Source organism: Paenibacillus castaneae (genome assembly GCF_002884445.1).
GTDB lineage: Bacteria > Bacillota > Bacilli > Paenibacillales > Paenibacillaceae > Pristimantibacillus > Pristimantibacillus castaneae.
Genome location: NZ_KZ614144.1, coordinates 5,028,278 through 5,053,875, shown reverse-complemented (window position 1 = coordinate 5,053,875; position 25,598 = coordinate 5,028,278). Strand labels below are relative to the sequence as shown.

Annotated in this window: 26 protein-coding genes; 20 read left to right on the top strand and 6 right to left on the bottom strand. The window is 46.0% G+C overall.

All coding sequences use genetic code 11. The annotated features are described in order from the left end of the window. The first annotated feature begins 3 nt into the window (after positions 1-3). Positions 4-1,533: a DUF6382 and FHA domain-containing protein gene (locus CEF13_RS22645; RefSeq protein ID WP_102714255.1), complete on the top strand. Its 1,530-nt coding sequence runs from the start codon at positions 4-6 to the stop codon at positions 1,531-1,533. A 9-nt stretch (positions 1,534-1,542) separates the two neighbouring features. Here CEF13_RS22645 and CEF13_RS22640 read toward each other — a convergent pair whose 3' ends face one another. The 3 genes from CEF13_RS22640 to CEF13_RS22630 all read right to left on the bottom strand — a co-directional run bounded on the left by CEF13_RS22640 (position 1,543) and on the right by CEF13_RS22630 (position 3,543). Beyond that, positions 1,543-2,445 carry a TIGR01777 family oxidoreductase gene (locus CEF13_RS22640; RefSeq protein ID WP_102714253.1) on the bottom strand — a complete coding sequence of 301 codons (903 nt, stop codon included), beginning with the start codon at positions 2,443-2,445 and terminating at the stop codon, positions 1,543-1,545. 29 nt (positions 2,446-2,474) lie between these two features. Continuing rightward, positions 2,475-2,957: a hypothetical protein gene (locus CEF13_RS22635; protein ID WP_102714251.1), complete on the bottom strand. Its 483-nt coding sequence runs from the start codon at positions 2,955-2,957 to the stop codon at positions 2,475-2,477. 148 nt (positions 2,958-3,105) lie between these two features. Beyond that, positions 3,106-3,543: a DUF2621 domain-containing protein gene (locus CEF13_RS22630; RefSeq protein WP_102714249.1), complete on the bottom strand. Its 438-nt coding sequence runs from the start codon at positions 3,541-3,543 to the stop codon at positions 3,106-3,108. A gap of 101 nt (positions 3,544-3,644) precedes the next feature. On the opposite strand from CEF13_RS22630, the gene CEF13_RS22625 reads away from it, so the two are divergent. The 5 genes from CEF13_RS22625 (at position 3,645) to CEF13_RS22605 (ending at position 8,968) form a co-directional block, all read left to right on the top strand. Next, positions 3,645-4,775: a deoxyribonuclease IV gene (locus CEF13_RS22625; protein WP_102714247.1), complete on the top strand. Its 1,131-nt coding sequence runs from the start codon at positions 3,645-3,647 to the stop codon at positions 4,773-4,775. Between the two features lie 32 nt (positions 4,776-4,807). Beyond that, positions 4,808-5,707, top strand: coding sequence for a formyltetrahydrofolate deformylase (purU, locus tag CEF13_RS22620; RefSeq protein WP_102714245.1), 900 nt, complete (start codon positions 4,808-4,810; stop codon positions 5,705-5,707). A 159-nt stretch (positions 5,708-5,866) separates the two neighbouring features. Beyond that, positions 5,867-7,885, top strand: a complete 2,019-nt coding sequence (gene tkt / locus CEF13_RS22615) for a transketolase (RefSeq protein WP_102714243.1) — start codon at positions 5,867-5,869, stop codon at positions 7,883-7,885. A 51-nt stretch (positions 7,886-7,936) separates the two neighbouring features. Next, positions 7,937-8,254, top strand: coding sequence for a pyrimidine/purine nucleoside phosphorylase (ppnP, locus tag CEF13_RS22610; protein WP_102714241.1), 318 nt, complete (start codon positions 7,937-7,939; stop codon positions 8,252-8,254). Positions 8,255-8,446: 192 nt separating this feature from the next. Further along, positions 8,447-8,968, top strand: a complete 522-nt coding sequence (locus tag CEF13_RS22605; protein WP_102714239.1) for a DUF420 domain-containing protein — start codon at positions 8,447-8,449, stop codon at positions 8,966-8,968. A 379-nt stretch (positions 8,969-9,347) separates the two neighbouring features. Here CEF13_RS22605 and CEF13_RS22600 read toward each other — a convergent pair whose 3' ends face one another. Then, positions 9,348-10,253 carry an NAD(P)-dependent oxidoreductase gene (locus tag CEF13_RS22600; protein WP_102714237.1) on the bottom strand — a complete coding sequence of 302 codons (906 nt, stop codon included), beginning with the start codon at positions 10,251-10,253 and terminating at the stop codon, positions 9,348-9,350. 239 nt (positions 10,254-10,492) lie between these two features. On the opposite strand from CEF13_RS22600, the gene CEF13_RS22595 reads away from it, so the two are divergent. The 6 genes from CEF13_RS22595 to CEF13_RS22570 all read left to right on the top strand — a co-directional run bounded on the left by CEF13_RS22595 (position 10,493) and on the right by CEF13_RS22570 (position 16,529). Next, entirely contained in the window at positions 10,493-11,842 is a 1,350-nt protein-coding gene (locus tag CEF13_RS22595; RefSeq protein WP_102714235.1) for a glucose-6-phosphate isomerase, read from the top strand. 36 nt (positions 11,843-11,878) lie between these two features. Then, on the top strand, positions 11,879-12,511 hold the full coding sequence (locus CEF13_RS22590; RefSeq protein ID WP_102714233.1) for a YigZ family protein: 633 nt from the start codon (positions 11,879-11,881) through the stop codon (positions 12,509-12,511). A 244-nt stretch (positions 12,512-12,755) separates the two neighbouring features. Then, positions 12,756-13,562 carry a sulfate ABC transporter permease subunit CysT gene (gene cysT / locus CEF13_RS22585; protein ID WP_424991954.1) on the top strand — a complete coding sequence of 269 codons (807 nt, stop codon included), beginning with the start codon at positions 12,756-12,758 and terminating at the stop codon, positions 13,560-13,562. After that, the gene (locus CEF13_RS22580; RefSeq protein WP_102716510.1) at positions 13,562-14,359 is read left to right on the top strand and encodes a sulfate ABC transporter permease subunit; all 798 of its coding nucleotides are present in this window, start codon (positions 13,562-13,564) and stop codon (positions 14,357-14,359) included. The genes cysT and CEF13_RS22580 overlap by 1 nt, the downstream gene beginning before the upstream one ends. A gap of 3 nt (positions 14,360-14,362) precedes the next feature. After that, positions 14,363-15,427 carry a sulfate/molybdate ABC transporter ATP-binding protein gene (locus CEF13_RS22575; protein WP_102714229.1) on the top strand — a complete coding sequence of 355 codons (1,065 nt, stop codon included), beginning with the start codon at positions 14,363-14,365 and terminating at the stop codon, positions 15,425-15,427. 34 nt (positions 15,428-15,461) lie between these two features. After that, complete coding sequence (locus tag CEF13_RS22570) at positions 15,462-16,529, top strand: sulfate ABC transporter substrate-binding protein (RefSeq protein WP_102714227.1); 1,068 nt, start codon at positions 15,462-15,464, stop codon at positions 16,527-16,529. Between the two features lie 68 nt (positions 16,530-16,597). Here the strand turns inward: CEF13_RS22570 and CEF13_RS28935 are convergent, their stop codons facing one another. Next, complete coding sequence (locus tag CEF13_RS28935; protein ID WP_166742761.1) at positions 16,598-16,759, bottom strand: hypothetical protein; 162 nt, start codon at positions 16,757-16,759, stop codon at positions 16,598-16,600. A 312-nt stretch (positions 16,760-17,071) separates the two neighbouring features. Here CEF13_RS28935 and CEF13_RS22565 point away from each other — a divergent pair, with 312 nt between their 5' ends. The 6 genes from CEF13_RS22565 to CEF13_RS22540 all read left to right on the top strand — a co-directional run bounded on the left by CEF13_RS22565 (position 17,072) and on the right by CEF13_RS22540 (position 21,933). Beyond that, positions 17,072-17,302 carry a hypothetical protein gene (locus tag CEF13_RS22565; RefSeq protein WP_102714225.1) on the top strand — a complete coding sequence of 77 codons (231 nt, stop codon included), beginning with the start codon at positions 17,072-17,074 and terminating at the stop codon, positions 17,300-17,302. A gap of 205 nt (positions 17,303-17,507) precedes the next feature. After that, positions 17,508-19,616 (top strand): transglycosylase domain-containing protein, encoded by a 2,109-nt coding sequence (locus CEF13_RS22560; RefSeq protein ID WP_102714223.1) that lies wholly within the window; start codon positions 17,508-17,510, stop codon positions 19,614-19,616. Between the two features lie 182 nt (positions 19,617-19,798). Then, positions 19,799-20,296 (top strand): DinB family protein, encoded by a 498-nt coding sequence (locus CEF13_RS22555; protein ID WP_102714221.1) that lies wholly within the window; start codon positions 19,799-19,801, stop codon positions 20,294-20,296. Between the two features lie 79 nt (positions 20,297-20,375). Continuing rightward, the gene (locus CEF13_RS22550) at positions 20,376-20,672 is read left to right on the top strand and encodes an antibiotic biosynthesis monooxygenase family protein (RefSeq protein WP_102714219.1); all 297 of its coding nucleotides are present in this window, start codon (positions 20,376-20,378) and stop codon (positions 20,670-20,672) included. A 39-nt stretch (positions 20,673-20,711) separates the two neighbouring features. Then, entirely contained in the window at positions 20,712-21,122 is a 411-nt protein-coding gene (locus CEF13_RS22545) for a hypothetical protein (RefSeq protein WP_102714217.1), read from the top strand. A 28-nt stretch (positions 21,123-21,150) separates the two neighbouring features. Then, positions 21,151-21,933 carry an SDR family NAD(P)-dependent oxidoreductase gene (locus CEF13_RS22540; RefSeq protein ID WP_102714215.1) on the top strand — a complete coding sequence of 261 codons (783 nt, stop codon included), beginning with the start codon at positions 21,151-21,153 and terminating at the stop codon, positions 21,931-21,933. 93 nt (positions 21,934-22,026) lie between these two features. Here CEF13_RS22540 and CEF13_RS22535 read toward each other — a convergent pair whose 3' ends face one another. After that, entirely contained in the window at positions 22,027-22,275 is a 249-nt protein-coding gene (locus CEF13_RS22535; RefSeq protein WP_102714213.1) for a type B 50S ribosomal protein L31, read from the bottom strand. 228 nt (positions 22,276-22,503) lie between these two features. Here CEF13_RS22535 and fur point away from each other — a divergent pair, with 228 nt between their 5' ends. Continuing rightward, the gene (gene fur / locus CEF13_RS22530; RefSeq protein ID WP_102714211.1) at positions 22,504-22,983 is read left to right on the top strand and encodes a ferric iron uptake transcriptional regulator; all 480 of its coding nucleotides are present in this window, start codon (positions 22,504-22,506) and stop codon (positions 22,981-22,983) included. Positions 22,984-23,150: 167 nt separating this feature from the next. Beyond that, positions 23,151-25,592: an EAL domain-containing protein gene (locus CEF13_RS22525; protein WP_102714209.1), complete on the top strand. Its 2,442-nt coding sequence runs from the start codon at positions 23,151-23,153 to the stop codon at positions 25,590-25,592. Positions 25,593-25,598 lie beyond the last annotated feature (6 nt).

The window sequence follows — 25,598 nt, the reverse complement described above, 5'->3', positions numbered from 1 at the left end:
AAAATGCAAAATTATCGAATTGATTTTTCAATGAATCGGGAGCATGAAATGACAATAGGCAGAGAGCAAGGGATTTATAGAAACGAACTCGATGAAATAGAGCTTAATATGCTGCACAGCCAAACCATCCCTTATTTATTGCCTCTAGACTGGTTTGAACTGGATGGAGAAGTCACATTTCGTTATACGCTCACGGGAAAGAAAATGCTCTTGCATCGCCTGCAGCAGCAGCCTCTTGCGATGAAGCAATATTATATGCTCTTATTGGGGGTAACGGATGCCCTGAACGAGTGCAAGCATTATATGCTTCGCCCCGAAGGCTGCTTGCTTGATGAGAAATTCATATTTATTGGTGAACAGCTTCATGATATTCGGCTTGCGTACATTCCTATGAAAAAGGTTAGCGGAGAGTCCGCGCTGGGTGCTGAAGACCTTTTATCGCTTATCGTACGCTTTACTTCCTATATCGATCAAATTGACGGGGATGGCTTAAAGCGAGTTTTGCAGCATCTTACAGGAAAGAAATGGCCGTTGGTAGAGCTGCGGGAGACGCTTCTGGATTTGATAGGCGGGGATGAGCCGCTGCAATCACCACGATTGGAGGAGTCATTATTAGACCTCACACAAAAGCAGAATTTGGAACCCATGCCAAGAAGTACGTCGCGCATTCAGCCTTCGATTCAGAACTTCTCTCCTCCAGCCCCATCAGATGAAGTGATTGCCGTACACAGAACATTGGCAGACATTCCATTTGTAGACGAGCTGGATGAAGAAGAACGGGACGTTAAGCGCAATTGGATATTTACGGCGGTTCTTTTCGTTATGATTGCTTGTGTATGGCGTTTTATTTATTTGGCAGAGGCAGCTCGTCATACGCTTCTTATTAGTGCAGGCATAACGCTGCTGCTATTAGCGGCGCTTCTGTTTATATGGAGAAAAGGAACAGGGAAGCATACTGCTTCAGAAGAGGATTCAATAGAAAACGAACAAAAGCCGTTTCATTCCGAAACGTTCCCTAAGCAGCACTACAACATGTACGAAGAGATTGAATCTAATGAGGCAAATCAAATAAGTGATGGAAAGCTGAATGAGGATGAGTTTAGGCTGTCTTCCTTGTCTACCCTGCCTTCCATGCATGTCGCAGCAGCTAATTTTGTCATGCCAGCTGCGGAGCCAACCGTGCTGCTTGGGAGAAAACAGGAGCTGGAGGGAACGAGTAAGGGAACAGCTTGGCTGCAAAGATGCTGGGAGGGCCAAGAGACGAGAATCGAGCTTTTGGAACAGGATTGCTTCAAAATAGGCAGAACAGGTGAGCAGGTAAGCTATGCCGATCAGGCTAATGGTGTTTCGCGAATTCATTTGGAGATCGAACATTCCAATGGTGAGCATAAAGCGAAGGATTTGGGGTCAAGAAATGGGAGCCTGCTGAATGGAAAAACAATGATTCCATACAAGTCCTATAACCTTGCGATGGGTGACATTATCCATTTAGCAGGCGTAGATGGACCTAAATACGAGCTGAGGTCAAGCTGAGGCTAATCATTATTTGGGGCCTAAAAGCTCTTGCATGGCGCTGTCCACGGTTGGGTAAAGGAAAGTAAATCCGTTATCGAGCGCTTTGCGCGGAATCGCTCGCTGCCCATCAAGCAGCAGCGTTGACATCTCTCCGAATAATGTCCGCATAAGAAATGCCGGCACAGGAAACCAATGCGGCCTTCCCATAGCTTTGCCAATGGCTTTGCCAAACGTTTGATTCGTAACTGGCTCTGGAGAAGATGCGTTGACTGGACCGCTTATATGCTCATTGTCGATAATGAACAGGATTAACCGGACCATGTCTTGGAGATGAATCCAAGACAGCCATTGCTTTCCGCTGCCGATTCTGCCGCCGCCGAATAGGCGGTAGGGCATGGCCATTAACGGGAAAGCGCCGCCCTTATTGTCCAGTACGACACCGACTCTCAGCTTAACAAGCCGCTCAGCTTGAATCGCATCAGCAGCTTGCTCCCATTTTTGCACAACATCCGATAGAAAGTCAGTAACGGCAGTCGGGCTCGTTTCATCAAATAGGCCATTCTCCGAAATGCCATAAGCGGAAATGCCCGAAGCATTAATAACGAGCCTCGGTTTATTCTGAAGAGATTGAAGAAGCTCGGCGATATGGGCTGCTGCTGTCAGTCTTGAATTTAGCACACGCTGCTTCGCAGCGTTCGTCCATCGCTGGTTAATAGATTCTCCAGCGAGATTGACAATCACATCAATCCCATCCAGTAAAGATGGATTAACGGACAGCTCCACCCATGTAACTCGATGCAGACCGGCTTGCTCGGAACGCTCCTTGGGGCTGTGGCGAGAAATAATCCATACCTCATCATTTCTCGCAAGCAATGCCTTTGTCAGCGCACTCCCGATAAAGCCTGTTCCCCCAGTAATCGCAACCCGCATACGCCTCGCTCCTTCCTCTTACACATGTATTACAATTTTTCGATTTTCGTAAGCCAATTTTGCTTCAGATTAGTTTCGCCTTCTATAGCTTTTTCTGTATATTCGAATTTAACTTTCGCACCAGATTCGAAACTGTCCAATGTCGCTGCTTGTTCTTCTGTTATTTGAAGAGGAATAGTATCGGTCGCCGTTTCGATTTCGATAGAATGTGAGTCAGATAAGCCTATATAAGTGCCTTCTGCGACAATGGCTTTATCCGTCTCTGGTTTCTCAGAGCCAACATTATTGCTGGAATCAGGTGTAGGCTCAGGAGACGAGATATCAGGCTCTATCACGCCGCTTTCGTTAGGTAATTCATCAACAACGGGCCCTTCAGTAATTGTTCCTGGATTTTCAACGACGCCGTTTGTCGTGTTCGAGCTGCCGCAAGCTGATGCGGCTAGCATTACAGCTAGAAGAATTGCTCCTGCTGTCGCTGTTTTTTTGCTTCTTCTTTGCTTCGATGAGTTCATCAATAGAACCACCTCCTATAGGATATAACGAAATGGGAACGAGAATGGTTACAATTATATTTAACCGAAATGTGAAGCGCTGACGCAGCAGTGGCGCCAAGCGACAACAAAGTATAAATGAGTTTAAGCAGCGCTAGGCGGCTTAAACTCATTTATTAAGTAGATGCTTATAGGGACCGTAGTCTATTCCTTGACGATCAAGGAAGGTGACAAGGCTTCGGTAATCACGTTTTGGTGTAGCTCTTATGTAGCCTTCAATGCAGTGCTCACGCGTGACAGTCGAAGAGCCGTGTTCAATCGCCACTTGGCCGATCTTGGCTGCAATAGAATGTTTAGCTATATCGCGAAAAGCGCTTGGCACCGGCGAGACAAGCTTGTCTAGCAGCTCTTTGGATTCATCGCTCCACATGCTGCGGCTCCGATCTACCCAGTAGTTTTGCCAATCAAGCTTGGACTTGCCGTCCCGCATTGGAAGCACCTTGAGAAATTTTCGAAACATGAAAAAACCGCCAATTGACATCGCAATCACCATGACAATTGCCCAGAAAACGATAAAATACATGAACCAATCAGGCGTTGCCTTCATAAGTGTCTTTCACCTCAATAATGAATTATACCGTATTCCTAGATTTATTTCGACATTCCTTGTAAAATAAGGTTTGATCAACCGAAAGGGGCGAAATCTTTATGTTAAAAATAGGTTCCCACGTATCATTTTCGGACAAGGGGCTGCTTTCTGCCGCTACCGAAGCAGCTGCATACGGCTCAGGTACATTTATGATCTACACAGGCGCACCACAGAACACTAGAAGGAAACCGATAGATACGCTATATATTGAAGAAGGAAAAGCACTAATGGAGCAAATGGGCATGAATGAGATTGTCGTGCATGCTCCCTATATTGTGAATTTAGGCTCATACAAGGATTCTACATTCGAGCTGGCAGTATCTTTTCTTCAAGAAGAGATTCGCAGAACCGATTATATCGGTGTTCGTAATATTGTCTTACATCCTGGCGCCTATACGGACAAAGATGCAGAATATGGCATTGCACGTATCGCAGAGGGCTTAAATGAAGTTCTTGAAGGCACTAAGGAAACGAATGTCAACATTGCGCTGGAGACAATGGCTGGTAAAGGGACGGAAATCGGCCGCAGCTTCGAGGAGATCGCAGCCATTATTGACAAGGTACAAGCAAATGACCGGCTGACGGTATGTATGGACACCTGCCATATGCATGATGCAGGATATGATTTGATTAATGACTTGGACGGTGTGCTGGAGCAGTTCGATCGGATAGTTGGATTAGACCGTGTAGCCGTCGTTCACGTGAATGACAGTAAAAACGTACGCGGAGCGGGCAAGGACAGACACGCTCCAATAGGTGCTGGCTGTCTCGGACATGAGGCTATATCTTCTATCGTACACCATGATGCACTCAAAGGGCGTCCGTTCATTCTTGAGACGCCTTGGATTGGCAAGGATGCGAAGACAGAGCGTCCTATGTATGAAGCGGAGATCGCTTTGCTTAGCGGCAATGCGCGTAATCGCTTTGGTGAATCGTTCTTCGATGATGTGGAGCGCTTGCATCACTTTTTTGGAAAGCAAGAAATTGATCCAACCGTATTCGTGCTTTCCACATGGGAATTGCTTAAAAATGACGCGAAAGCGAAAAAAGCAGACCCTCGCGAGCCGATGGAACGTCTGTACGACCTCATTGTCGCAGGTGAACCTTTGCCAAGCACTCTGACAGAGGAGCAAATTAATCAACGTATTATTGCTTGGTTTGCGGGTAAACAACTGCTCTCGAACGTCTAGTATATAGTCAAAAGGAAGGAAGTTTGAAATTCATGTCATCACAATTTAACTCGCTAGCCAATACGCGAGCAAGCATAAACAGCGGCCGTGCGCGCATGCTGATTTCCTGCCCGGACCGTCCAGGCATTGTAGCGGCTGTATCCCATTTCTTGTACGAGCATGGAGCAAACATTGTCCAATCGGATCAATATACAATGGATCCGGAAGGAGGCATGTTTTTTATCCGTTTCGAGTTCGATTTGCAAGATATGGAAAAGGAGCTTCCCGTGCTGGTGGAGGATTTCGCCAGAGTGGCCGATCGCTTCGATATGAAGTGGCATACATTTCGTGCAAGCCGCAAGAAGCGCCTAGCTATTTTTGTATCCAAGGAAGACCATTGCCTGCTTGAGCTTCTATGGCAGTGGAAAGCTGGCGATCTGGATGCGGATATTTCGATGGTTATTAGCAATCATCCGGACATGCGCGAGCTTGTGGAGTCATTTGGCCTTGAATACCACCATATTCCGGTTACAGCAAGCACGAAGGAAGAAGCAGAACAGAAGCAGATGGAGGTTGTTGCAGATAAAGCGGACATTATTGTTTTAGCCCGCTACATGCAGATCATTTCGCCGAAGTTTATTGAGCATTTCCCGAATCGGATCATTAACATCCACCATTCCTTCCTTCCCGCATTCGTGGGAGGCAAGCCGTATGCGCAAGCTTATAACCGCGGTGTGAAGATCATCGGGGCTACCGCGCATTATGTGACAGAGGAGCTTGATGGCGGACCTATTATCGAGCAGGACGTTCAGCGCGTAAGCCATCGCGACAATGTGGATGATTTGAAGCGGATTGGACGTACAATAGAACGAGTTGTTTTGGCGCGCGCAGTAAAATGGCATATCGAGGATCGAGTGCTTGTGCACCAGAATAAGACAGTCGTATTCAACTAACTGCATCTTTATGCAAATACTTGCTTATTTAAGATGGCAAACAAGCATTCAGAATGATACAATATTCAAAGTTATTGCGTACTGGTAAGACGATATCGTTATAAATAAATCACATAACGAGACGAATGTGAAAGAGATTAGACTACAGGAGGAATTGGAATGACTGTTACACAGAAATCAATTGACCAGCTTTCGATTGATACCATCCGTACACTTGCAATTGATGCTATTGAGAAAGCCAAATCAGGTCACCCTGGTATGCCTATGGGCGCTGCTCCAATGGGCTATCAGCTGTTTGCGAAAAACATGACCCACAACCCATCCAATCCAACATGGATTAACCGTGACCGCTTCGTGCTATCTGCTGGCCACGGCTCGATGCTGCTTTACAGCTTGCTTCACCTATCTGGTTATGACCTGCCGCTTGAAGAGCTGAAAAGCTTCCGTCAATGGGGCTCCCTGACTCCTGGTCACCCGGAGTTCGGTCATACAGCTGGTGTTGACGCTACAACTGGTCCGCTTGGACAAGGTATTGCAATGGCAGTTGGTATGGCTATCGCAGAAGCACAACTTGCTGCGACTTATAATAAAGAAGGACATGACATCATTAACCACTTCACATACTCCATTTGCGGCGATGGCGACTTGATGGAAGGTATCTCTCACGAGGCTGCTTCCTTCGCAGGCCACTTGAAGCTTGGCAAGCTTGTCGTTCTTTATGATTCCAACGACATCTCGCTAGACGGAGCTTTGGATCTTTCTTATTCGGAAAGTGTTCAAAAACGTTTTGAAGGCTACGGCTGGCAAGTGCTTCGCGTTGAAGACGGAAACGATCTTGATGCACTAGCTAAAGCAGTTGCTGAAGCACAAGCAGATCTATCCAAACCGACATTGATCGAAGTGAAAACAGTTATCGGCTATGGCAGCCCGAACAAAGGCGGCAAGGGCGGTCACGCTGGACCTCACGGATCACCGCTTGGCGCTGAAGAAACAAAATTGACGAAGCAAGCTTACGGCTGGTCCGAGGATCTTCAGTTCCACGTGCCGGACGAGGTTCGTTCGCATTTCGCAGAAGTGAAAAGCAACGGCGAGAAAGCAAATGCGGCTTGGGATGCTTCCTTCGCAGCTTACAAAGCAGCTTTCCCTGAGCTTGCAGCTCAATTTGAGCGTGCCATTTCCGGGGCATTGCCTGAAGGCTGGGATGCAGACCTTCCTGTTTACACAACAGAAGACAAGCCTGTATCGACTCGCGTAGCTTCAGGCAACGCGCTTAACGGTCTAGCGAAAAACGTACCAACTATTTTCGGTGGCTCCGCTGACTTGGAAAGCTCAACAATGACGCATCTGAAAGGCTTGGAGCAATTTAAACCGGGCAGCTACGATGGTCGTAACCTGTACTATGGCGTTCGTGAATTCGGTATGGCAGCAGCAATGAACGGTATTGCCCTGCACAGCGGCTTGAAAGTATTCGGCGGCACATTCTTTGTATTCACAGACTACCTGCGACCTGCTGTTCGTCTTGCAGCACTGATGAAGCTTCCAGTTGTTTATGTGTTGACGCATGACAGTATTGCTGTCGGCGAAGACGGTCCTACCCATGAGCCGATCGAGCAGCTTGCTTCGATCCGCATCATTCCTGGTTTGACTGTTATCCGTCCTGCTGATGCCAACGAAACATCCGCTGCATGGGCATATGCTGTTAAGAACCAAAGCAATCCAGTAGCGCTTGTGTTGACTCGTCAGAACCTGCCGATTCTAGAAGGCGCATTGGAAGATACTCATGCTAAAGTTTCTCGCGGAGCATACGTTGTATCCGATGCGGCAAACGGTAAACCGCAAGCACAAATTCTAGCTACCGGCTCAGAAGTACAACTTGCAGTGGCAGCTCAGAAAGCATTGGCAGAAGAGGGCATTGCAGTTCGTGTCGTCAGCATGCCAAGCTTCGATCTATTCGAGAAGCAATCGAAGGAATACAAAAATTCCGTTATTCTTCCAGAAGTTAAAGCTCGCCTAGCTATTGAAATGGCTCATCCATTCGGTTGGGAACGTTACACAGGAGATCAAGGCGATATTCTTGCTATCGACGGCTTCGGCGCATCTGCACCTGGCGACCGCGTAATCCAAGAGTATGGCTTTACGGTTGAGAACGTTGTGAGCAAAGTGAAAGCATTGCTGTAATAACGGCTGTATTGGCCTCAGCATTCGATATATAAAGGGGATTCTTCAACCATGTCTCAATTCGAAAATGTAACGGTCATCAAGAAGGCTAACGTTTACTTTGAAGGTAAAGTAACGAGCCACGCTGTCGTATTCGCAGACGGCACGAAGAAAACACTTGGCATTATGCTGCCAGGCGATTATGAGTTTGGAACGGACTGCATCGAAATTATGGAGATTTTGGCTGGTGATTTGAAGGTGCTGCTGCCAGGCGAGACGGAGTGGCTGCACATTCAAGGCGAAGGCGAATTCAAAGTGGCGGCGAATACGAAGTTCAAGCTTCAGGTTTCTGAAGTAACAGACTACTGCTGCTCCTATATTTACGAGTAGGCTCCAAACGCTTATAAGGAAGACCGCACCTGCTTTAAGGGTGCGGTCTTCTTTTTTTTCATGCAAGTCTGATCGTCTTGAAATATTCGATATTTCGTGACAAAGTATAGCCATATCGAATTGTTTTGCCAGGTGGAATGAGATAAAGTTAAGGCAGATGATTGGCAAAGTGTTAAAGGGGGAACCAGCACGATGAAAGAAAAAAATTATACACCGCTTATATCAATTTTAACGGTTGTGCTTGTCGGCGTTATCGCGGTATTGTTTTTCTTGCCGGCCTATGACGGAGAAATCGGCTTTGATGTTACGATACTGCCGTTATTGAATGCGATATTCAATAGCTTCACATTTATTTCGCTATGTGTCGCGTTTGTGGCGATTTTGAAAAAAAATGTACGCATGCACCGTACCTTCATAGGGGCAGCGTTCGTATCGACGGCGTTATTTCTTGTATCATATGTTGCTTATCATTATTTAACAGAATCAACGCCCTACGGCGGTGAAGGCGCGCTTCGCTCCATTTATTTCTTCGTACTGCTTACGCACATATTGCTTGCAATCGTCATCGTGCCGCTGGCCTTAATATCAGCCGTGCGCGGATTGCAAATGAAAGTAGACAAGCATCGCAAAATCGCAAGATGGACGATGCCGATCTGGCTTTATGTCAGCTTTACCGGTGTTGTTGTTTACTTGATGATCTCGCCTTACTATTGAGTATTAACCGAAGCCGAAGCCGACTAGACATAAAAAAGGGGCTGTCCCAAAAGGTGATAAAACCCCAGGCTACCGCTCAAGGTTTATGACTTTTTGGACAGCCCTTTCTATACGACCTTCTTCGTACGAGCACATATCTGCCAGTTCTCTTGGAAATAGAGCTAATTTTTAGCTCTATATCTTCAAAAGTAAGCTAAGTTAGTGGAATAGAGCTAGTTTCTAGCTCTATTCCAAAATAGAAGTTTTACAAAGGGGGTATCTCTCAGGTCTTTGACTTTTTTTGGATGCCCCTTTCATATATAAGAAAGTAAGGTTTTCAAACGACGGCATTCGCCGTTGAAGACGGCGACGGCGGCGCATCCCATTGCGCTTTTATGAATTAGTGAGATTTTCCGTCACGACCGCTAAGCTTTCGACCAATCCACTGCTCGTAGGCTTGGCCAACGCTGCACATATCAAGCTCGCCAAGACCCATGGAATCACCCACTTGGAATAAGCTCTTAGCCGCTTCGAGAAGCGGTGTAGGAACTTTCAGGCTGTCTGATAATACGGAGGAGAGTTTCAGGTCCTTCAGCATCAGCTCAAGCGAAAATTGTACATCGTAATTGCCCTCTAGAAGCTTTGCTCCCTTCAGATCGGCTGCTTTACTTGCAGCACCGCCGGATTGAACAAGCTCGACGAACTTGCTGCCGTCAATTCCGCCGCTTGCGGCAATGGCCATTCCTTCAGTGAGCGCTGCAACATTGATGCCAACAATTGTATTATGTGCCAGCTTGGCAGTCGAGCCGCTACCGTTCGGACCCATCGGAATAACCTTGCGTCCCATAGCACGCAGCAGCGGCTCCACGCTTGCAAGCGCTGCTTCCGGACCGCCAACCATGAACACAAGCGTTCCGTCTTCTGCTGCAGGCTTGCTGCCTGTTACGGGCGCGTCTAGGAATGAAGCGCCTAGAGCTTCTGCTGCGGCTGCAAGCTCTTTGGCAAGCATAGGAGAAATGGTGCTGCTATCTATCAAAGTAACGCCTTCGCGCACTCCTTCGAATATACCGTTCTCGCCCCAATACACTTCACGAATTGCAGCATCGTTGCTAATCATAGTGATAACAATATCAACTGCCCTTGCAACGGCAACCGGCGATTCAAGCTCGGAGGCGCCGAGCTCCACCAAGGAAGCTGCTTTGCCTGGCGTGCGGTTATAAACGGCTACCTCGTAACCTTTCTTCAGCAGATTAGCTGCCATACCTAAGCCCATTACGCCTAAACCAATAAATCCAATCTTTTTCACAATCAATTCCTCCACTCTTAATAGTCTATTTCATTGATTATACAGATTCTTCACTAACTTTTCATTGTTTCAATGCTTGTTTTTGTTAGGTAAATCCGATATTGTAGATGCTAAGTTGAAAAGCCTTATCACTACTCTTATTTTAGCACATGCTTGAATAAGAAGGTTTTCACCAAATCCAAGCATATCCCTTCGAAGCTGCTTCTGCTTCGCAAAATCTTGAGGAGGTTCAAGTTTCTATGAGTAAAACCGTTCAATTTGACTACAGCAAAGCGCTGACTTTCGTCGGCAAGCATGAAATTGATTATTTGGCGGAGCCTGTTCGCCTCGCGCATGAGCAATTACATAACGGTACGGGAACGGGTTCGGATTATTTAGGCTGGATCGACCTTCCGACAAACTATGACAAAGAAGAGTTTGCCCGCATACAGAAGGCTGCTGACAAGATTAAATCGGATTCCGAAGTGCTTATCGTTATCGGCATCGGCGGCTCCTATCTTGGCGCTCGCGCAGCGATCGAAATGCTTTCACACTCTTTTTATAATATTTTACCTAAGGAACAACGCAAAACGCCTCAAGTGCTATTCGCTGGAAACAATATCAGCTCCACTTATGTAACACATTTATTGCAGCTGATTGAAGGCCGCGACTGGTCAATCAACGTTATTTCCAAATCCGGTACAACAACTGAGCCAGCTATCGCGTTCCGCGTATTCCGCGCAGCGCTTGAGAAGCAATATGGCAAAGAAGAAGCGCGCAAGCGTATTTACGCAACAACAGACAGCGAGAAAGGCGCGCTGAAGAAGCTTTCCTCAGAAGAAGGCTACGAATCATTTATTATTCCTGATGATGTAGGCGGACGCTACTCTGTACTTACCGCTGTAGGCTTACTGCCAATCGCAGCTGCTGGTATCAGCATTGATTCCATTATGCAGGGCGCGGCAGACGCATCCAAAGAATACAGCAATCCTAACCTTGCGGAGAATGAAGCATACCAATATGCGGCTGCCCGCAACGCGCTTTACCGCAAAGGCAAAGCGACTGAAATTCTAGTCAACTATGAGCCTTCCCTGCACTTTGTGTCAGAGTGGTGGAAGCAGCTGTTCGGCGAGAGCGAAGGCAAGGATTACAAAGGTATTTTCCCTGCTGCCGTAGATTTCTCGACAGATCTGCATTCCATGGGCCAGTTTATCCAAGAGGGCAATCGGAACATTTTCGAAACCGTAATTCAGGTGAAAGAAGTGGCTGAGCATATTACCATTGAGTCAGATGCGGCTGATTTGGACGGTCTTAACTTCCTTACAGGCAAAACAATGGACTTCGTCAACAAGAAAGCATTCGAAGGTACGCTTCTTGCTCATACCGATGGCCAAGTGCCTAACCTGATCGTGAATATTGCGGACATGACGCCATACACATTTGGATATCTAGTTTATTTCTTCGAGAAAGCATGCGGAATTAGCGGTTACCTGCTAGGCGTTAATCCGTTTGACCAGCCAGGCGTTGAAGCATATAAGAAAAATATGTTCGCGCTGCTCGGGAAGCCCGGCTTCGAGAAAGAGAAAGCCGAGCTGGAAGCAAGGCTGTAATTAACCGACACAATCGGTATACAGGAGTCATTGCTTATGCTTGAGAGGTACAAAACGGTCAGGCAGCAGGCAAGCGCTGAGATCGTCATTAAAAAGTCGCGTTTTATCGGCTATGCGAAGCCTGTGGAATCAGAAGAGGAAGCGATCGCTTTCATTAATGAGATCAAGCAATTGCATAAGCAGGCAACGCATAATTGCTCGGCTTATCTCATCGGCGAACGGGATCAGTTTCAGAAGGCGTCCGATGATGGAGAACCAAGCGGTACGGCGGGTAAGCCAATTCTTGAGGTCATTAAGCATAAGGATCTCAAAAATGTCGCCGTAGTTGTGACACGATATTTCGGAGGCATTATGCTTGGTGCGGGCGGACTTGTCCGGGCATACACGGACGGAGCGGTTGCCGGCATCGAAGCGGCTGATGAAATCGTTAAGGTGCTGCACCGTGAAGTGCTCGTTGACGTGGACTATACGTGGTACGGCAAGCTGGAGAATGAGCTGCATGGCAAGGGTACCCGAGTTGGCGGCACTGATTTCACGGATCGCGTCATCGTGCATTGCTTGCCGGAAGCAGCGGAGGCGGAAGCGTTTATAGCTTGGATAACCGATCTAACGCAAGGGCAAGCAGTCATTTCTGAAGGTGATATTAAATACTATATTGAAGGCGAATAGCATAAAAGAGGAGTATCAGTATTTTTCTGATACTCCTTTTTTTTTGCCTGGATAAGCCCTTTTCGGAGCGATATAAGAATAGGCTATAAAAGCGATAAATTTTTCTAAAATTTAGATTGACTTAATCCCACTTTGGGTGCTACATTATGAATACCAAGTATTGTAATGGGAATTATAATTTTCGCATATTTGCTACACCTGCGGCACGAGCCGATGGTCTGGGGGTCACGTTAAATTGAATACAATGTTTCGAGGAAAAGCGTGGAGCTTTGGGTTCAGAAGCACCATCATGCTTTACTTTATCCTCCTTATTGTTTTGCCGATTGTCGGCATTTACACGCAGTCCTTTTCGCTTGGATGGGGCCCTTTCTGGGAGAGCATCTCGGACCCCTTGGCTTGGAAGGCTGTCCTGCTGACGGTGAAATTAGCGGTCATCGCGACGTTCCTTAATATTTGTCTAGGAACGATGATTGGCTGGGTACTCATACGCTACCGGTTCCCCGGACGTAGACTGCTTAACAGCTTAGTCGATCTGCCATTTGCATTGCCTACGGCGGTCGGAGGCCTGATGATCTTGCTATTGCTTGGCCCTAATAGTTTAGTAGGGAGCTTGGCTGAGAAGATAGGAATAGAAATTGTGTTTCATGAACCAGCCATTGTCGTAGCGATGCTCTTCGTAACCTTTCCATTCGTCATTAGGGCCATTCAACCCCTGCTTGAGGAAATGGACAAATCAGAGGAGGAAGCAGCCTATACACTAGGTGCTAGTCGTGCGAAGACGTTCTTCAGCGTCATATTTCCTACGATGCTGCCAGGCATATTAAGCGGCGCAATGCTTGCTTTTTCACGCGGATTAGCTGAGTTTGGCGCAGTCGTGCTCGTAGCAGGCAATATTCCCGGCAAGACATTAATTGCTTCCGTCTACATTTTCGGAGAAATTGAGAGCAGTAATCCGCAAGGAGCAGCCGCGGTTTCTGTGCTGCTGTTGACATTGTCCTTCCTCATCCTTTGGACCGTTAACCTCATTCAAGGCAGGAGGAGCGGCCAATGATAAGAAGAATGTGGATTACATTAACTTATATGGTATTTGCGTTATTGCTAATAGCGCCTTTAATCAAAATTTTTACTGGCTCATGGGCGGATGGCTGGAGCGGCTTTATCGAAGGCATCTCACGTCCCCAATCCATTCATGCGCTTATGATGACAGGCATTATCGTTGTTGTTGTAACGGTTTTAAACACACTATTTGGTATTATGCTGGCGATGTATTTAGTTCGTGCAGAATGGATTGGACGGCGAGTAAAGCGTCTATTGAATAGTATGGTTGATTTGCCATTTGCCGTTTCGCCGGTTATCGGCGGTTTGATGATTGTACTTATATTGGGACCGAATACGGTAATTGGTGCATTTTTTGAGGATGCAGGGTTCAAAATCGTGTATGCAATGCCGGGGATGATTCTAGCAACGCTGTTCGTGACTTTCCCGCTTATGGTGCGCGAGGTAATGCCTGTTCTTCAGGAAATTGGAGCGCAGCAGGAGGAAGCTGCCTCCACGCTTGGCGCATATTCCTGGTACACCTTCTGGAAAGTGACCTGGCCTTCCATCAGATGGGGCGTTATTTATGGTGTTGTGCTGACCGTGGCGCGGTCGCTTGGCGAGTTCGGCGCAGTGCTAGTTGTTTCTGGAAATATTATGAATAAGACGCAAACCGCAACGACGCTTGTTTATCAGGATGTGGAAAATTTCAATGTAGTTGCCGCTAACGGCGTCGCTTTAGTGCTTGCGGCATTTTCTGTAGGATTGCTGCTGCTGATGGAATGGGCGAAAAAAAGAAAGGAAGTGCATTAAGCCATGCATATAGAAGTGAGGAATTTAAACAAAGCCTTTGGAGATTTCCATGCAGTGCAAAATGTTAGCTTTGAAATCGAGAAAGGTCATCTGATTGGCTTGCTCGGTCCGAGCGGCGGCGGCAAAACATCCATACTTCGTATGCTGGCAGGGCTTGAATCCCCCACTTCCGGCGATATCATTTTTCATGGGAAACGCGTCAATGACCTTCCTCCGCAGGAACGGGGAATTGGCTTTGTATTCCAAAATTATGCTTTATTCAAGCATATGACGGTTTATGACAATATTGCTTTTGGTCTCAAAGTGAAGAAGCAATCAAAGGAGCAAATTCGCGAGCGCGTCATGTATTTAGTGGAATTGACCGGTCTTAAAGGCTTCGAGCATCGCTATGCGCATCAGCTGTCTGGCGGACAACGTCAGCGCGTGGCTTTCGCAAGAGCGCTCGCGCCTGAGCCGCAATTGCTGCTGCTCGACGAGCCGTTTGCCGCTATCGATGCGAAGATCCGCACCGAGCTTAGAACTTGGCTTAAGGAAATGATTGAGCGCGTCGGCATTACCTCGATCTTCGTTACGCATGACCAAGAAGAGGCTATAGAAGTCGCCGACGAGATTATGATTATTAGCAAGGGCAAGCTGGAGCAGAAGGGCAGCCCGTGGGATATTTATAAAAATCCGGAAACGCCGTTTGTGGCAAGCTTTATCGGTGAATCAACCATTGTGGAAGATATTACGCAGCTTATCGGATTCGAGGATGGGGCTAATACTCCAGGAACAAAAGCACTTATTCGTCCGGAATATATCGAAATCGGCAGACCAGGTGAGATCAAGCTTGCTTCTGCTGCATTGTCTGGAAAGATAAAGCAGCTGCATTTCCGCGGCAGTGAATGGATGGTTGAGCTGCTCGTAGGCAATACGAAGCTGATCACTTACCGTTCGCTTGAGAAGGAAATTTTGCATCCGGGCGATCAGGTGAGTGTTCTTGTGCATCGCGCTTATCTATTCAATGATCATGAAAGCTGGATAGCAGAAAATACGCTAAAAGTAGATCCCATGCCTATTCATATTTAAAATCTAAGCTGCGGGGAAAGAGTTGTGTGCAAATATGAGAATAAATCGAGCAGCAAGCCAGCGCATGCTAGCGCTGCTTGCCGCGGTTATGCTGCTCATTGCAGCAGGCTGCAGCAAAGCATCGCAAACAAATGAGAATGCGGCTGAATCTACCGTACCAGACGGCGATGCTATGCTTGTCATCGGTGCCTATTCAGTAGTGAAGGATGCATTTACCGATATTTTGCCGGCATTCCAGTCGTATTGGCTGAAGGAGACGGGGCAGAAGGTAATATTCCAAGAATCGTATGAGGCATCAGGTACGCAGGCTCGTGCCATTGCAGGCGGTTTCGAAGCGGATGTGGCTGTTCTTGCGATGGAAGGCGATCTGAATAAAGTAGCCGATGCTGGTTTCATTACACATGATTGGAAGTCGCAGAGCAGTGGCGGGATGATAACCAACTCCATCGTCGTGCTAGGTACTCGTGCAGGCAATCCGCTTGGAATCAAGGATTGGGAAGATTTGACGCAGAAGGGTGTCAAAGTGCTTTATCCAAACCCGAAAACATCAGGCGGAGCGCAGTGGGATATTAATGCGATATACGGCGCGGGGTTGAAGCAATCGGAGGAGAAGAATGGCATAAAGGACCCTGAGTTTGCCAAAAGCTTCTTAAAGTCGATTCACACGAACGTGGAGTCGCTTGATAAAAGCGGCCGTGCTTCGATGGCTGCTTTCGAATATGGCGTCGGCGATGTTATTGTCACCTATGAGAACGAGCTGCTCGCCCGAATAAAAAAGGGCATCGCATACGATATCGTCGTACCGAAGAGCACCATATTGATCGAGAATCCCGCAGCAGTCGTTGATAAAAACACCGATAAGCATGGAACTCGCAAAATAGCGGAAGCTTTTGTCGCATACTTGCATACGGAAGAAGCGCAGCGCTTATTTGTCGAGCATGGCTTCCGGGCGGTCAATGAGAAGGTTGCAGCAGATACGAAGGATCGTTATATTGTGCCTGCAGAGCTGTTCGATATATCCTATCTTGGAGGCTGGTCAGAGGTCAAAGCGAGCCTTTATTCGAAGAAGGGGATTTGGTATCAGGTGCTTGCGGATTTATAAATATGGTGAATGACCACATAAAAGCTCTCTGGACATTGGTCCAGAGAGCTTTTGTGGTTATCCCTAGTTTAAAACATCGGAAATACATAACGGACGAGGAAATACAGAGCTCCAAAGAAGATGACGATATATGCGGCATACTTAATGAATGTCGCCGCCACCATGCTGGAATCCGATTTTTTCTCCACATGCCGTTCTTCAATCTCCACATTACGCTGTTGAGTTGTCATTTCAATCACTCCTTCTAGGCCTTTTTTGTTAAGGCTTAATACCCTAAAGGAAGCGGGATGAATCAAATGAAGCTTTAGCAGGCTTTTCTTATACGACTTGATTAATCTACTTCAGAATGGGTATTAGGTAAAGATGGCAAGCTTGGCTGGTTAGGTCGGCTGCTCTACTGTAAGCAGCTTTTAAAAAGGATTTTTGAAATAGCCGTTCTTAAATTGCTGCTCCTGAATATATTAATTAACGAAGCCCTATTATTGCAGTTCTGTCTTACGGTTCGCAAAACAATAGAATAGGCGCAGCAGGAGGATATTCGCTTGAACAATGCTAGGAAATCATTACGTACGAAGGATGACATTCGTTACACGGCCCATGTTCTACAAGAGATTGAAGAAACGATTGCAGAGCTGGAGGTTTATTTGGAAGCCAATCCAGAGGATGAAATTGCTGTAGCGCAGTATCGACAATTTAGGAACAAACGAAAAAATATTGTCTTTATGATGGAGGATTATAGCTATAAGCTTTCTAATTCCGAAATTCAAGCCTAGTCAAATAAAAGCTTTTGCAGTCAGAGATAGGATCTAAAATTGGGTTTATTAATAGTGAATATGGTCCAAGTAATGCTAGGGAGCACGCAGCTGCTCCCTGGCATTTTTTTTGCAAATTTGTCCAAGCATACATCACGTACTGAAAAAGGCTGTCTTTTACGAATAAATATAGAAAATAGAGATACATGATTATGGGGGACCCGCTATGCCAACTAAAAAAGGAATTAAAAATAAAAAAAAGAAACTGAAAATAGTGATGCTCGTTGCTGGTGTTCTTGTGATTGCTGTTGTCTTAGGGGGCTTTGGAACGTTCCGCATGCTGGTGAATGCGCAGGATGTTGATCAGCTCAATGATCCGTTGCCAGCTGCAACGATTCTGTATGACGGGAGCGGGCAAGAAGCAACTCGAATATCTTTCAATAAAATCGAAGGCATTGGATATGACGCTATTCCTAAGCATATGGTCGATGCTGTTGTTGCAGTAGAAGACAAACGCTATTTCGAGCATACCGGAATGGATATGCGGGCAATTGGACGCGCTTTTTTGACCAATTTCACAGAAGGTGGCACGGTGCAGGGCGGAAGCACGATTACGCAGCAGCTAGCGAAAAATGTATTTTTATCGCAAGAACGCACATGGTCGCGGAAATGGAATGAAGTGCTTCTGGCCAAAAAAATAGAAGAGTCCTACAGCAAGCAGGAGATTATGGAAATGTACCTTAATCAAATCTACTATGGTGAAGGGGCATGGGGAATCAAGAGAGCGGCGTACACCTATTTCGGTAAAGAGGTTGATCAGCTTACTATTGCGGAATCAGCCTTGCTGGCAGGCCTTGTTAAAGCCCCATCAGCGCTAACGCCCTATAAGCATCTGGATAAGGCAAAGGAAAGACGGGATATCGTACTGGGCTTAATGAGAGATCAAGGATTGATTAGCGAAGAGGCGTACAAGGAAAGCTTAAGTGAAGCCATTAAGTTGTTGGATGCAAAGCCTAATCGAGTAGATGATATCCGTTATCCCTATTATGTAGATCAGATTATCCGAGAGGCCATGACGCTTTATGGGTTATCTGAGAATGAAGTGCTGCAAGGAGGCCTGCGTATTTACACCGAATTAGATACGGGAATGCAGCAAGCAGCAGAGGAGGTATATACAAAGGAATCCTTGTTTCCAAGCAGCGCAAATGATCAGCAGATACAAAGCGGAGCGGTATTGGTTGATCCCCGAAATGGCGGCATTCGAGCGCTTGTCGGCGGCAGAGGCGAGCAGCCGTTTCGCGGCTTTAATCGAGCGACGCAGCTAAAACGTCAGCCGGGCTCAACGATGAAGCCGCTTGCGGTTTATACACCTGCGCTTGAGCAAGGCTACAAACCAGATGATAAATTAGTGGATGAGCCCATCAATATAAACGGTTATGAGCCGCATAATGCAGACGGAGCATTTCACGGCCAAGTAACCTTGTACGAGGCACTTATTCAATCGTATAACATACCAGCGGTGAAGCTGCTAAATGAAATCGGGATTGAGAAAGGAATGGATGCTTCCGCTCGTTTCGGCATTCCGTTAACCGATGCGGACCGAACGCTGGGATTAGCGCTTGGCGGACTTCATGAGGGGACGTCTCCGCTGCAGATGGCAGAAGCATATGGGGTGTTCGCTAATGACGGCATCCGAATGAAAGCTCATGCGATTACGCGGATCGAAACAATGGATGGTATCGTATTAGCGGAATTTCAGGGTAAAACGGGAGAGAAGGTAACAGAGCCCGAGACGGCACGCGTCATGACGGCGATGCTGGAAGGCGTTATTAAAGAGGGAACGGGCAAAGCCGCGGCACTTAATGGGCGCCCGCTGGCAGGTAAATCAGGCACCACGGAGATGCCGGGAACGACCGGCTACGGCGCCAAGGATAATTGGTTCGTCGGCTATACGCCACAGTTGGTCGGAGCGGTGTGGCTTGGGTATGACCAGAGCGATAGCAGTCATTATTTAAAAACGAGCTCTAAGGCTGCAGCTGTCGTATTTCAGGCTTTGCTGGAAGGCGCTATGATTAATGAGCCATTTATGCCATTCCCAGCGCCTCCCGTTAAGCTGCCGAAAGAGAACAAAATCGATAAGAAGGAAGAAACGAAGAAGAAGGATCAAGATCGTGAGCAGGATAAAGAAAATGGGAAAGAAAAGATGAAGCAAGAACGAAAGGATAGAAAGGAAAAGGAAAAGGAAGCACGTGAGACGAAGAAGAAGGCGGCGAAGGAAGCGAAGGAAAAGGAAAAGAAAGCACGAGATAAGAAAAAGAATCATGATGAGAAGTGATCTATAAAAGCTGCTGTACGCAGCTTCTTATTAATCAAGAAATAAAGATACTCCTATTGGCCACATGCCTATGGGAGTATCTTTTTTTATTGCTTTCTTCTCTGTGCGCTTCTGGATGAAAAAAAGGAAATTAACAACATTTCACCGAATAGGATAAAATGCCGATAAAGGAGATGAGCGGGATGCAGTCATTCGAAACATTCATAATCATATCTAAGCATCGAATGTGTGATCACTATTTGCCTAAGCTCCGCATTTGTTTAATGAGCTTAACGGAAGATCAGCTATGGCATGGCCATGATGCCCGTCAAAATAGTATTGGCGGAATCATTCTTCATATTATGGAGCATACGGATCGAAATTCGGAGCGAATTATGAATCCCGGCAAAATCTTTGGACAAGGGATAGAACGGTATTTTCCCACTCGGGATATGAAAATAGCAGAGCTCATTACGGAGCTCGAAGCTTCATTTCATCGTTTTGCAGCTGCTCTTGATGATAGCGGGGAAGCGGCAGATATGTACAATGTATATCATTTGGTGGAGCATACCGGCTATCATCTCGGGCAAATTGTGGATCGTTCGCAGGCTATGTCCAGCAAGAGGTTTGAGTTTGTTCAGAACGGAATTAACGAAAAAGCATTGCGTATTATTGTCGAGCGGAGTATTAAGCCGATTTGAGGATAGCAAAGCTGGATTCCTGACGAACGATGGAATTTTTCAGTTCGTTCCTATATGCTTTAGTAAAGGGGCTTTTTTGATGATTCTTGAGGTAGCAATTTTGCAGGTTAGATCGGGACAGACTGATAATTTCGAAGAGAGCTTCAAAGAGGCTTCCACTATTATTTCCAAGATGAAAGGCTATCTTAATCATGAATTGCAAAAATGCATGGAGGTAGCGGGAAAATATATTTTGCTCGTGCGGTGGGAGAAGCTGGAGGATCATACGATAGGTTTCAGAAAATCAGCTGAATATTTACAGTGGAAAAGTCTTCTGCATCATTATTATGATCCGTTTCCAACGGTTGAGCATTATACGAATATAGATCTCAGCTAGCCGGGCTTTATTATCTTCATTAGAAATTAGACTTAGAGGGTGAGCAACATTCAAGACTTTATAAAGCTGCATCTTTACTTTGACGGCACCGGCCAAGAGGTCGAGGTGTTAGATGTTTTATTTGTGGATGAAGATGTGTACGAAATCGCAGAAACTCCTGTTTTTACAGAGAAAGTGACCTTCGGTGACGTTATCAAGGTTAAGAAGGAACGAGATGTTTTCAAATATATCGATACGATAGAAAAATCTAAATTCAAAAGACATAACTGGCTGCTGAGCAAACAGGTTATTTATTCCTTAGAGCTGAAGATACTTAAAAATAAGATTAAGGAATGGAATGGCAAGGCTGAACAAGTATTTGGCGGCATTTTTATCGTTAATTTGCCTACTGATACCGAGATCGATATTAATAGCGAAGTACAGAAGGTTATTAGAATGGTGGAGAAATAGACATATTAAGTTGAAGGAGGAGAGAAGAATGGAGCTTGGGCTGAATGGAAAGGTTGCGATTATAACAGGGGGAAGCAAGGGAATAGGACTAGCTACTGCAGTATTGCTGGCCGCGGAAGGGGCTGAGGTAGCCATCGTTGCTCGCGAACAAGAATCGTTGAATCGTGCCGCGGAGCACATAAAAGAACAAACGGGCAAGGAGCCTTTGGTCATTAGCGCAGACGTATCTATACCGGAGGATGCCCAAAGGGCGGTAGCGGAAACGGTGGAACGCTTCGGCGGGGTGAACATTCTCGTTAATAATGCAGGCACGTCGGCGGCTAGGCCGTTCGAGGAGGTCGATGCGGATGCTTGGACAGCTGATCTGGATTTGAAGCTGCTGGGTGCAGTGCAGTTCTCGCGAGCTGTACTGCCGTATATGCGTCGAGCAGGGAGCGGAGCCATTGTCAATGTAACTGCGATCGGGGGCAAGACACCGTCTGCTTCATCGCTTCCAACGTCAGTCAGCCGTGCGGCAGGGCTTGCGTTAACGAAGGCGATGAGCAAGGATTTGGCACCTGAACGAATACGGGTGAATGCGGTATGCATCGGCCTCATTCGCAGCGCTCAAATCGAACGAATGTGGCAGGCTAAAGCTCCGGAGCTGTCGTGGGATGATTTCGCTGCTGATCCTAGACACGGCATTCCACTTGGGCGGATCGGACGCGCGCAGGAAGCAGCTAATGTCATTGGGTTTCTTGTATCTGAAGCGGCCTCATTCGTAACAGGAACTGCTGTTAATATTGACGGAGGCATTTCGGCGGTATTATAGCCTATAGCCAGCTATAAGCATAAGAAAAAGGAGCTCGTCGCCGTTGTCCTTGAAGCAGGGCAACGGCTCGAAACTCCTCAGGCTCTATGAAGCCTATTTCTTCTGTTGAACGCGTTGATTAAAGCGATCCACACGGCCGCCTCTTTCTGAAATACGTTGTTTGCCTGTATAGAAAGGATGCGAAGCAGAGCTTGTGTCTACACGTATAACAGGGTAACTGTTGCCGTCTTCCCATTCCATCTTTTCATTAGATGATTTTGTCGAACCGCTCAAAAATTTATATCCGCTAGTTACATCAAAAAACAGTACTTGATGGTAAACCGGGTGTATGCCTTCTCTCATTGAAATCACCTGACCCTTATGCGTAATATTTACGAACAATTCTATTTTAACATATATAAAAATCATTATCAATGTCAAGCAGCTGCTCGTCTTTTTTTACATGAAAATATGACATTTGCTTAATCGTCAAAAATATACTACCATTATATTATAATCATTCTAAAAGTAAGCCTTTACATATTTAGGATTTATATGCAGAAGGCTTTTTAATAAGAGGAGGTATCCAGCATGATGAACATCAAGGCTGAAATGGACAGAATTAATCGACACCTGATGGCGAATGGATACAAACTAACGACTCAGCGTGAAATCATCCTTAGGGTGCTGCTAGAAAATGAAGTGGACCATTTAAGCGCTGAGGGCGTATACATGCTAGTCAAACAACAGTTTTCTGAAATCGGACTGGCAACGGTATATCGTACGCTGGAGCTGCTAGCCGAGCTGCATATTGTTGAGAAAATGAATTTTGGAGATGGCGTAGCCCGCTACGATCTCCGTGATGAAGATCACGCGCATATGCATCATCATTTGATCTGCAGTGAATGCGGATCGCTTAAAGAAATTAAGGAAGATTGGTTATTTGAGCTTGAGCAGCGTCTAGAACGTGAATATGGCTTTAAGGTTACAGATCATCGACTGGATTTCACTGGAACATACAAGGACTGCTGCAGCGTCGATTGCAAGAAGGATCGTAAAGCCGTATCCTAACAAAGCTGCAGACATTATAGATAATGAGAGCCTTTCCGCTTAAGCGGAGGGCTCTTTTTTATTTTTAGTATAATTCAACAGATTATCAATGAAATATCAGCACATTATTGTATAATGAAACTGTGCTCTGGCAGATAGTCATTATATATAGAATAGAGGGGATAAACATGGAGCATATTCACGGATCATATGATAGCTTATTCGTTTTTTTCTCATATATTATAGCAGTAATGGCTTCATACACGGCACTTGATCTGGCAGGAAGGGTTAGCACCTCCACAGGGAGCACGCGGCTTGGATGGTTATTTTTTGGAGCAGCTTCTATGGGAATGGGCATATGGTCGATGCACTTTGTCGGCATGCTCGCACTCAAGCTGCCTATTACGATTAAATATGATTTAGTCATTGTGCTGTTGTCGGTAGTTGCGGCGATCGGAGCAGCCTTTATAGCGCTATACGTTGTCGGACGCGGCGAGTTAGGGAAAATACAGCTGCTTATCGGCGGATTATTGCTTGCTACCGGTATCTCAGTTATGCATTACATCGGAATGGCTGCAATGCTTATTCCTATTACCTATAATCCGTTTATTTTTCTGTTATCCATTTTAATCGCAGTAGTTGCGTCCATAGCTGCTTTATGGCTTTCGTTTTATTTCCGCAAGGGAGGACAGCGCGGAGAAATTTGGAAGAAGCTTGGAAGCGGAGCTATTATGGGTGCTGCAATCGTAGGCATGCATTATACGGGAATGATGGCGGCCAATTTCCACAACGGCAGCAAATCTGCGCTTTTTTATGGCGTGATTTTGGATCAGGAATGGCTTGCCTATTATATTGCTGGTGGAATATTTTTTACACTCAGTCTCTCTCTATTCGGCATTTATATCTCAAAGAGGCTTGCCCATAAGGATTCAGAAATCGAGCAAAGCGAGAAATGGTACAAGTCCTTGTATGAAAATAGCCAGGATGGCATTGTATCGGTTGATTTGCAAAATCTTAATATCAGCAGCCATAATTCAAATGCTCTGCAAATAACAGGCTACAGCAGCAAGCAGATTTTAAATCAACCGATTTCCAAACTAATAGGCATTATTGTGAGTGAAGATCAGGAACGCGTTAAGCAGATGTTTCAAAGAACGTTCAATGGTGAGACGACGAATGACGAAGCATCCATTATACATATAGACGGAAAGCGACTTGATTTGAGTGTTGCATACGTGCCCGTTATTGTTGAGGGAACGGTTGTCGGGAGCTATATTATATTTAAAGATATTACGGAAGAGAAGCAGGCGAAGCAGAAAATTAATCATTTGGCGTTCCATGATGAGCTTACGGGCTTGCCGAATCGGCGATTGTTCAACCAAAGCATTGCTCAATTAATCGAAGAAAATAGTGCTAGAAAAGCAGCCTTCGCCGTTATGGTACTGGATATTGACCGTTTTAAAATGATAAACGACTCGCTCGGGCATACGGTCGGCGATCAATTTCTACAGGAGGTCAGTAAGCGAATTAAACAAAACGTAGCAGGGCATGATGTCATGCTCGCGCGGATGGGCGGAGATGAGTTTACGCTTCTATGCCGTGATTATAAGTCGCAGAATGCCATTGAGCTGTTGGCAAAAGGGATTATTGACTGCATTCAAGCTCCTTATCGACTGAAAGAGAGTGACTTCTATGTATCGGCCAGCATTGGCATTGCCCAGTATCCTGAACATGGCAATGATGAGATCCAGCTATTGAAAAATGCGGATACGGCTATGTACGAGGTAAAGAAAAAAGGGAAAAATGGCTATCAGTTTTTCACTTCTGAGCTCGATCAGATTTTGCAGGAGAAAATTGAATTAGAAGGCGATTTGAGAAAGGCAATCGAGCACGGTGAGCTATTGCTGCATTACCAGCCGCAAATTCGAACAGAGGATCGTGCTATGATCGGCATAGAGGCGTTGGTACGGTGGCAGCATCCAACTAAAGGTCTCTTATCGCCAGGTCTCTTCATACCGATTGCGGAGGAGACAGGCCTCATTTATGAATTGGGGACATGGGTGCTGCGAGAGGCTTGTCAGCAAATGCGCAGATGGCATGACGAGGGCGGACCGCTCATACCCATTTCCGTAAACCTATCCTCACAGCAATTTCATCAGCCTAAGCTTGCGGAATATATTAAAGCTATTCTAGATGAAACAGGTCTTGAACCGCATTATTTAGAGTTAGAAATAACGGAGAGCATGATGATGGATGCCGTCGTATCCAGCAGCATTTTGAACCAATTGAATGAATACGGAATTCTGATCAGTCTGGATGACTTTGGTACTGGCTATAGCTCGCTTAGCTATTTGAAGATGTTCCCTATTCATAAGGTTAAAATTGATCGTTCCTTTATCCGGGAAATAACCGAGAACAACAATGATCGAGCGATAGTATCAACGATTATTGCAATGGCGCAGCATTTGAACATGGAGGTTATTGCAGAAGGCATCGAAACGAAGGAGCAGCTTGATATTTTAACGGATAATTCATGCAAAAAGATTCAAGGCTATTATTTCAGCAAGCCGCTGTCCGTTGTTGATGTGGAGAAGGCCTACTTTATTCCCGAGCGTGTATTGATCGGCTAATAGATT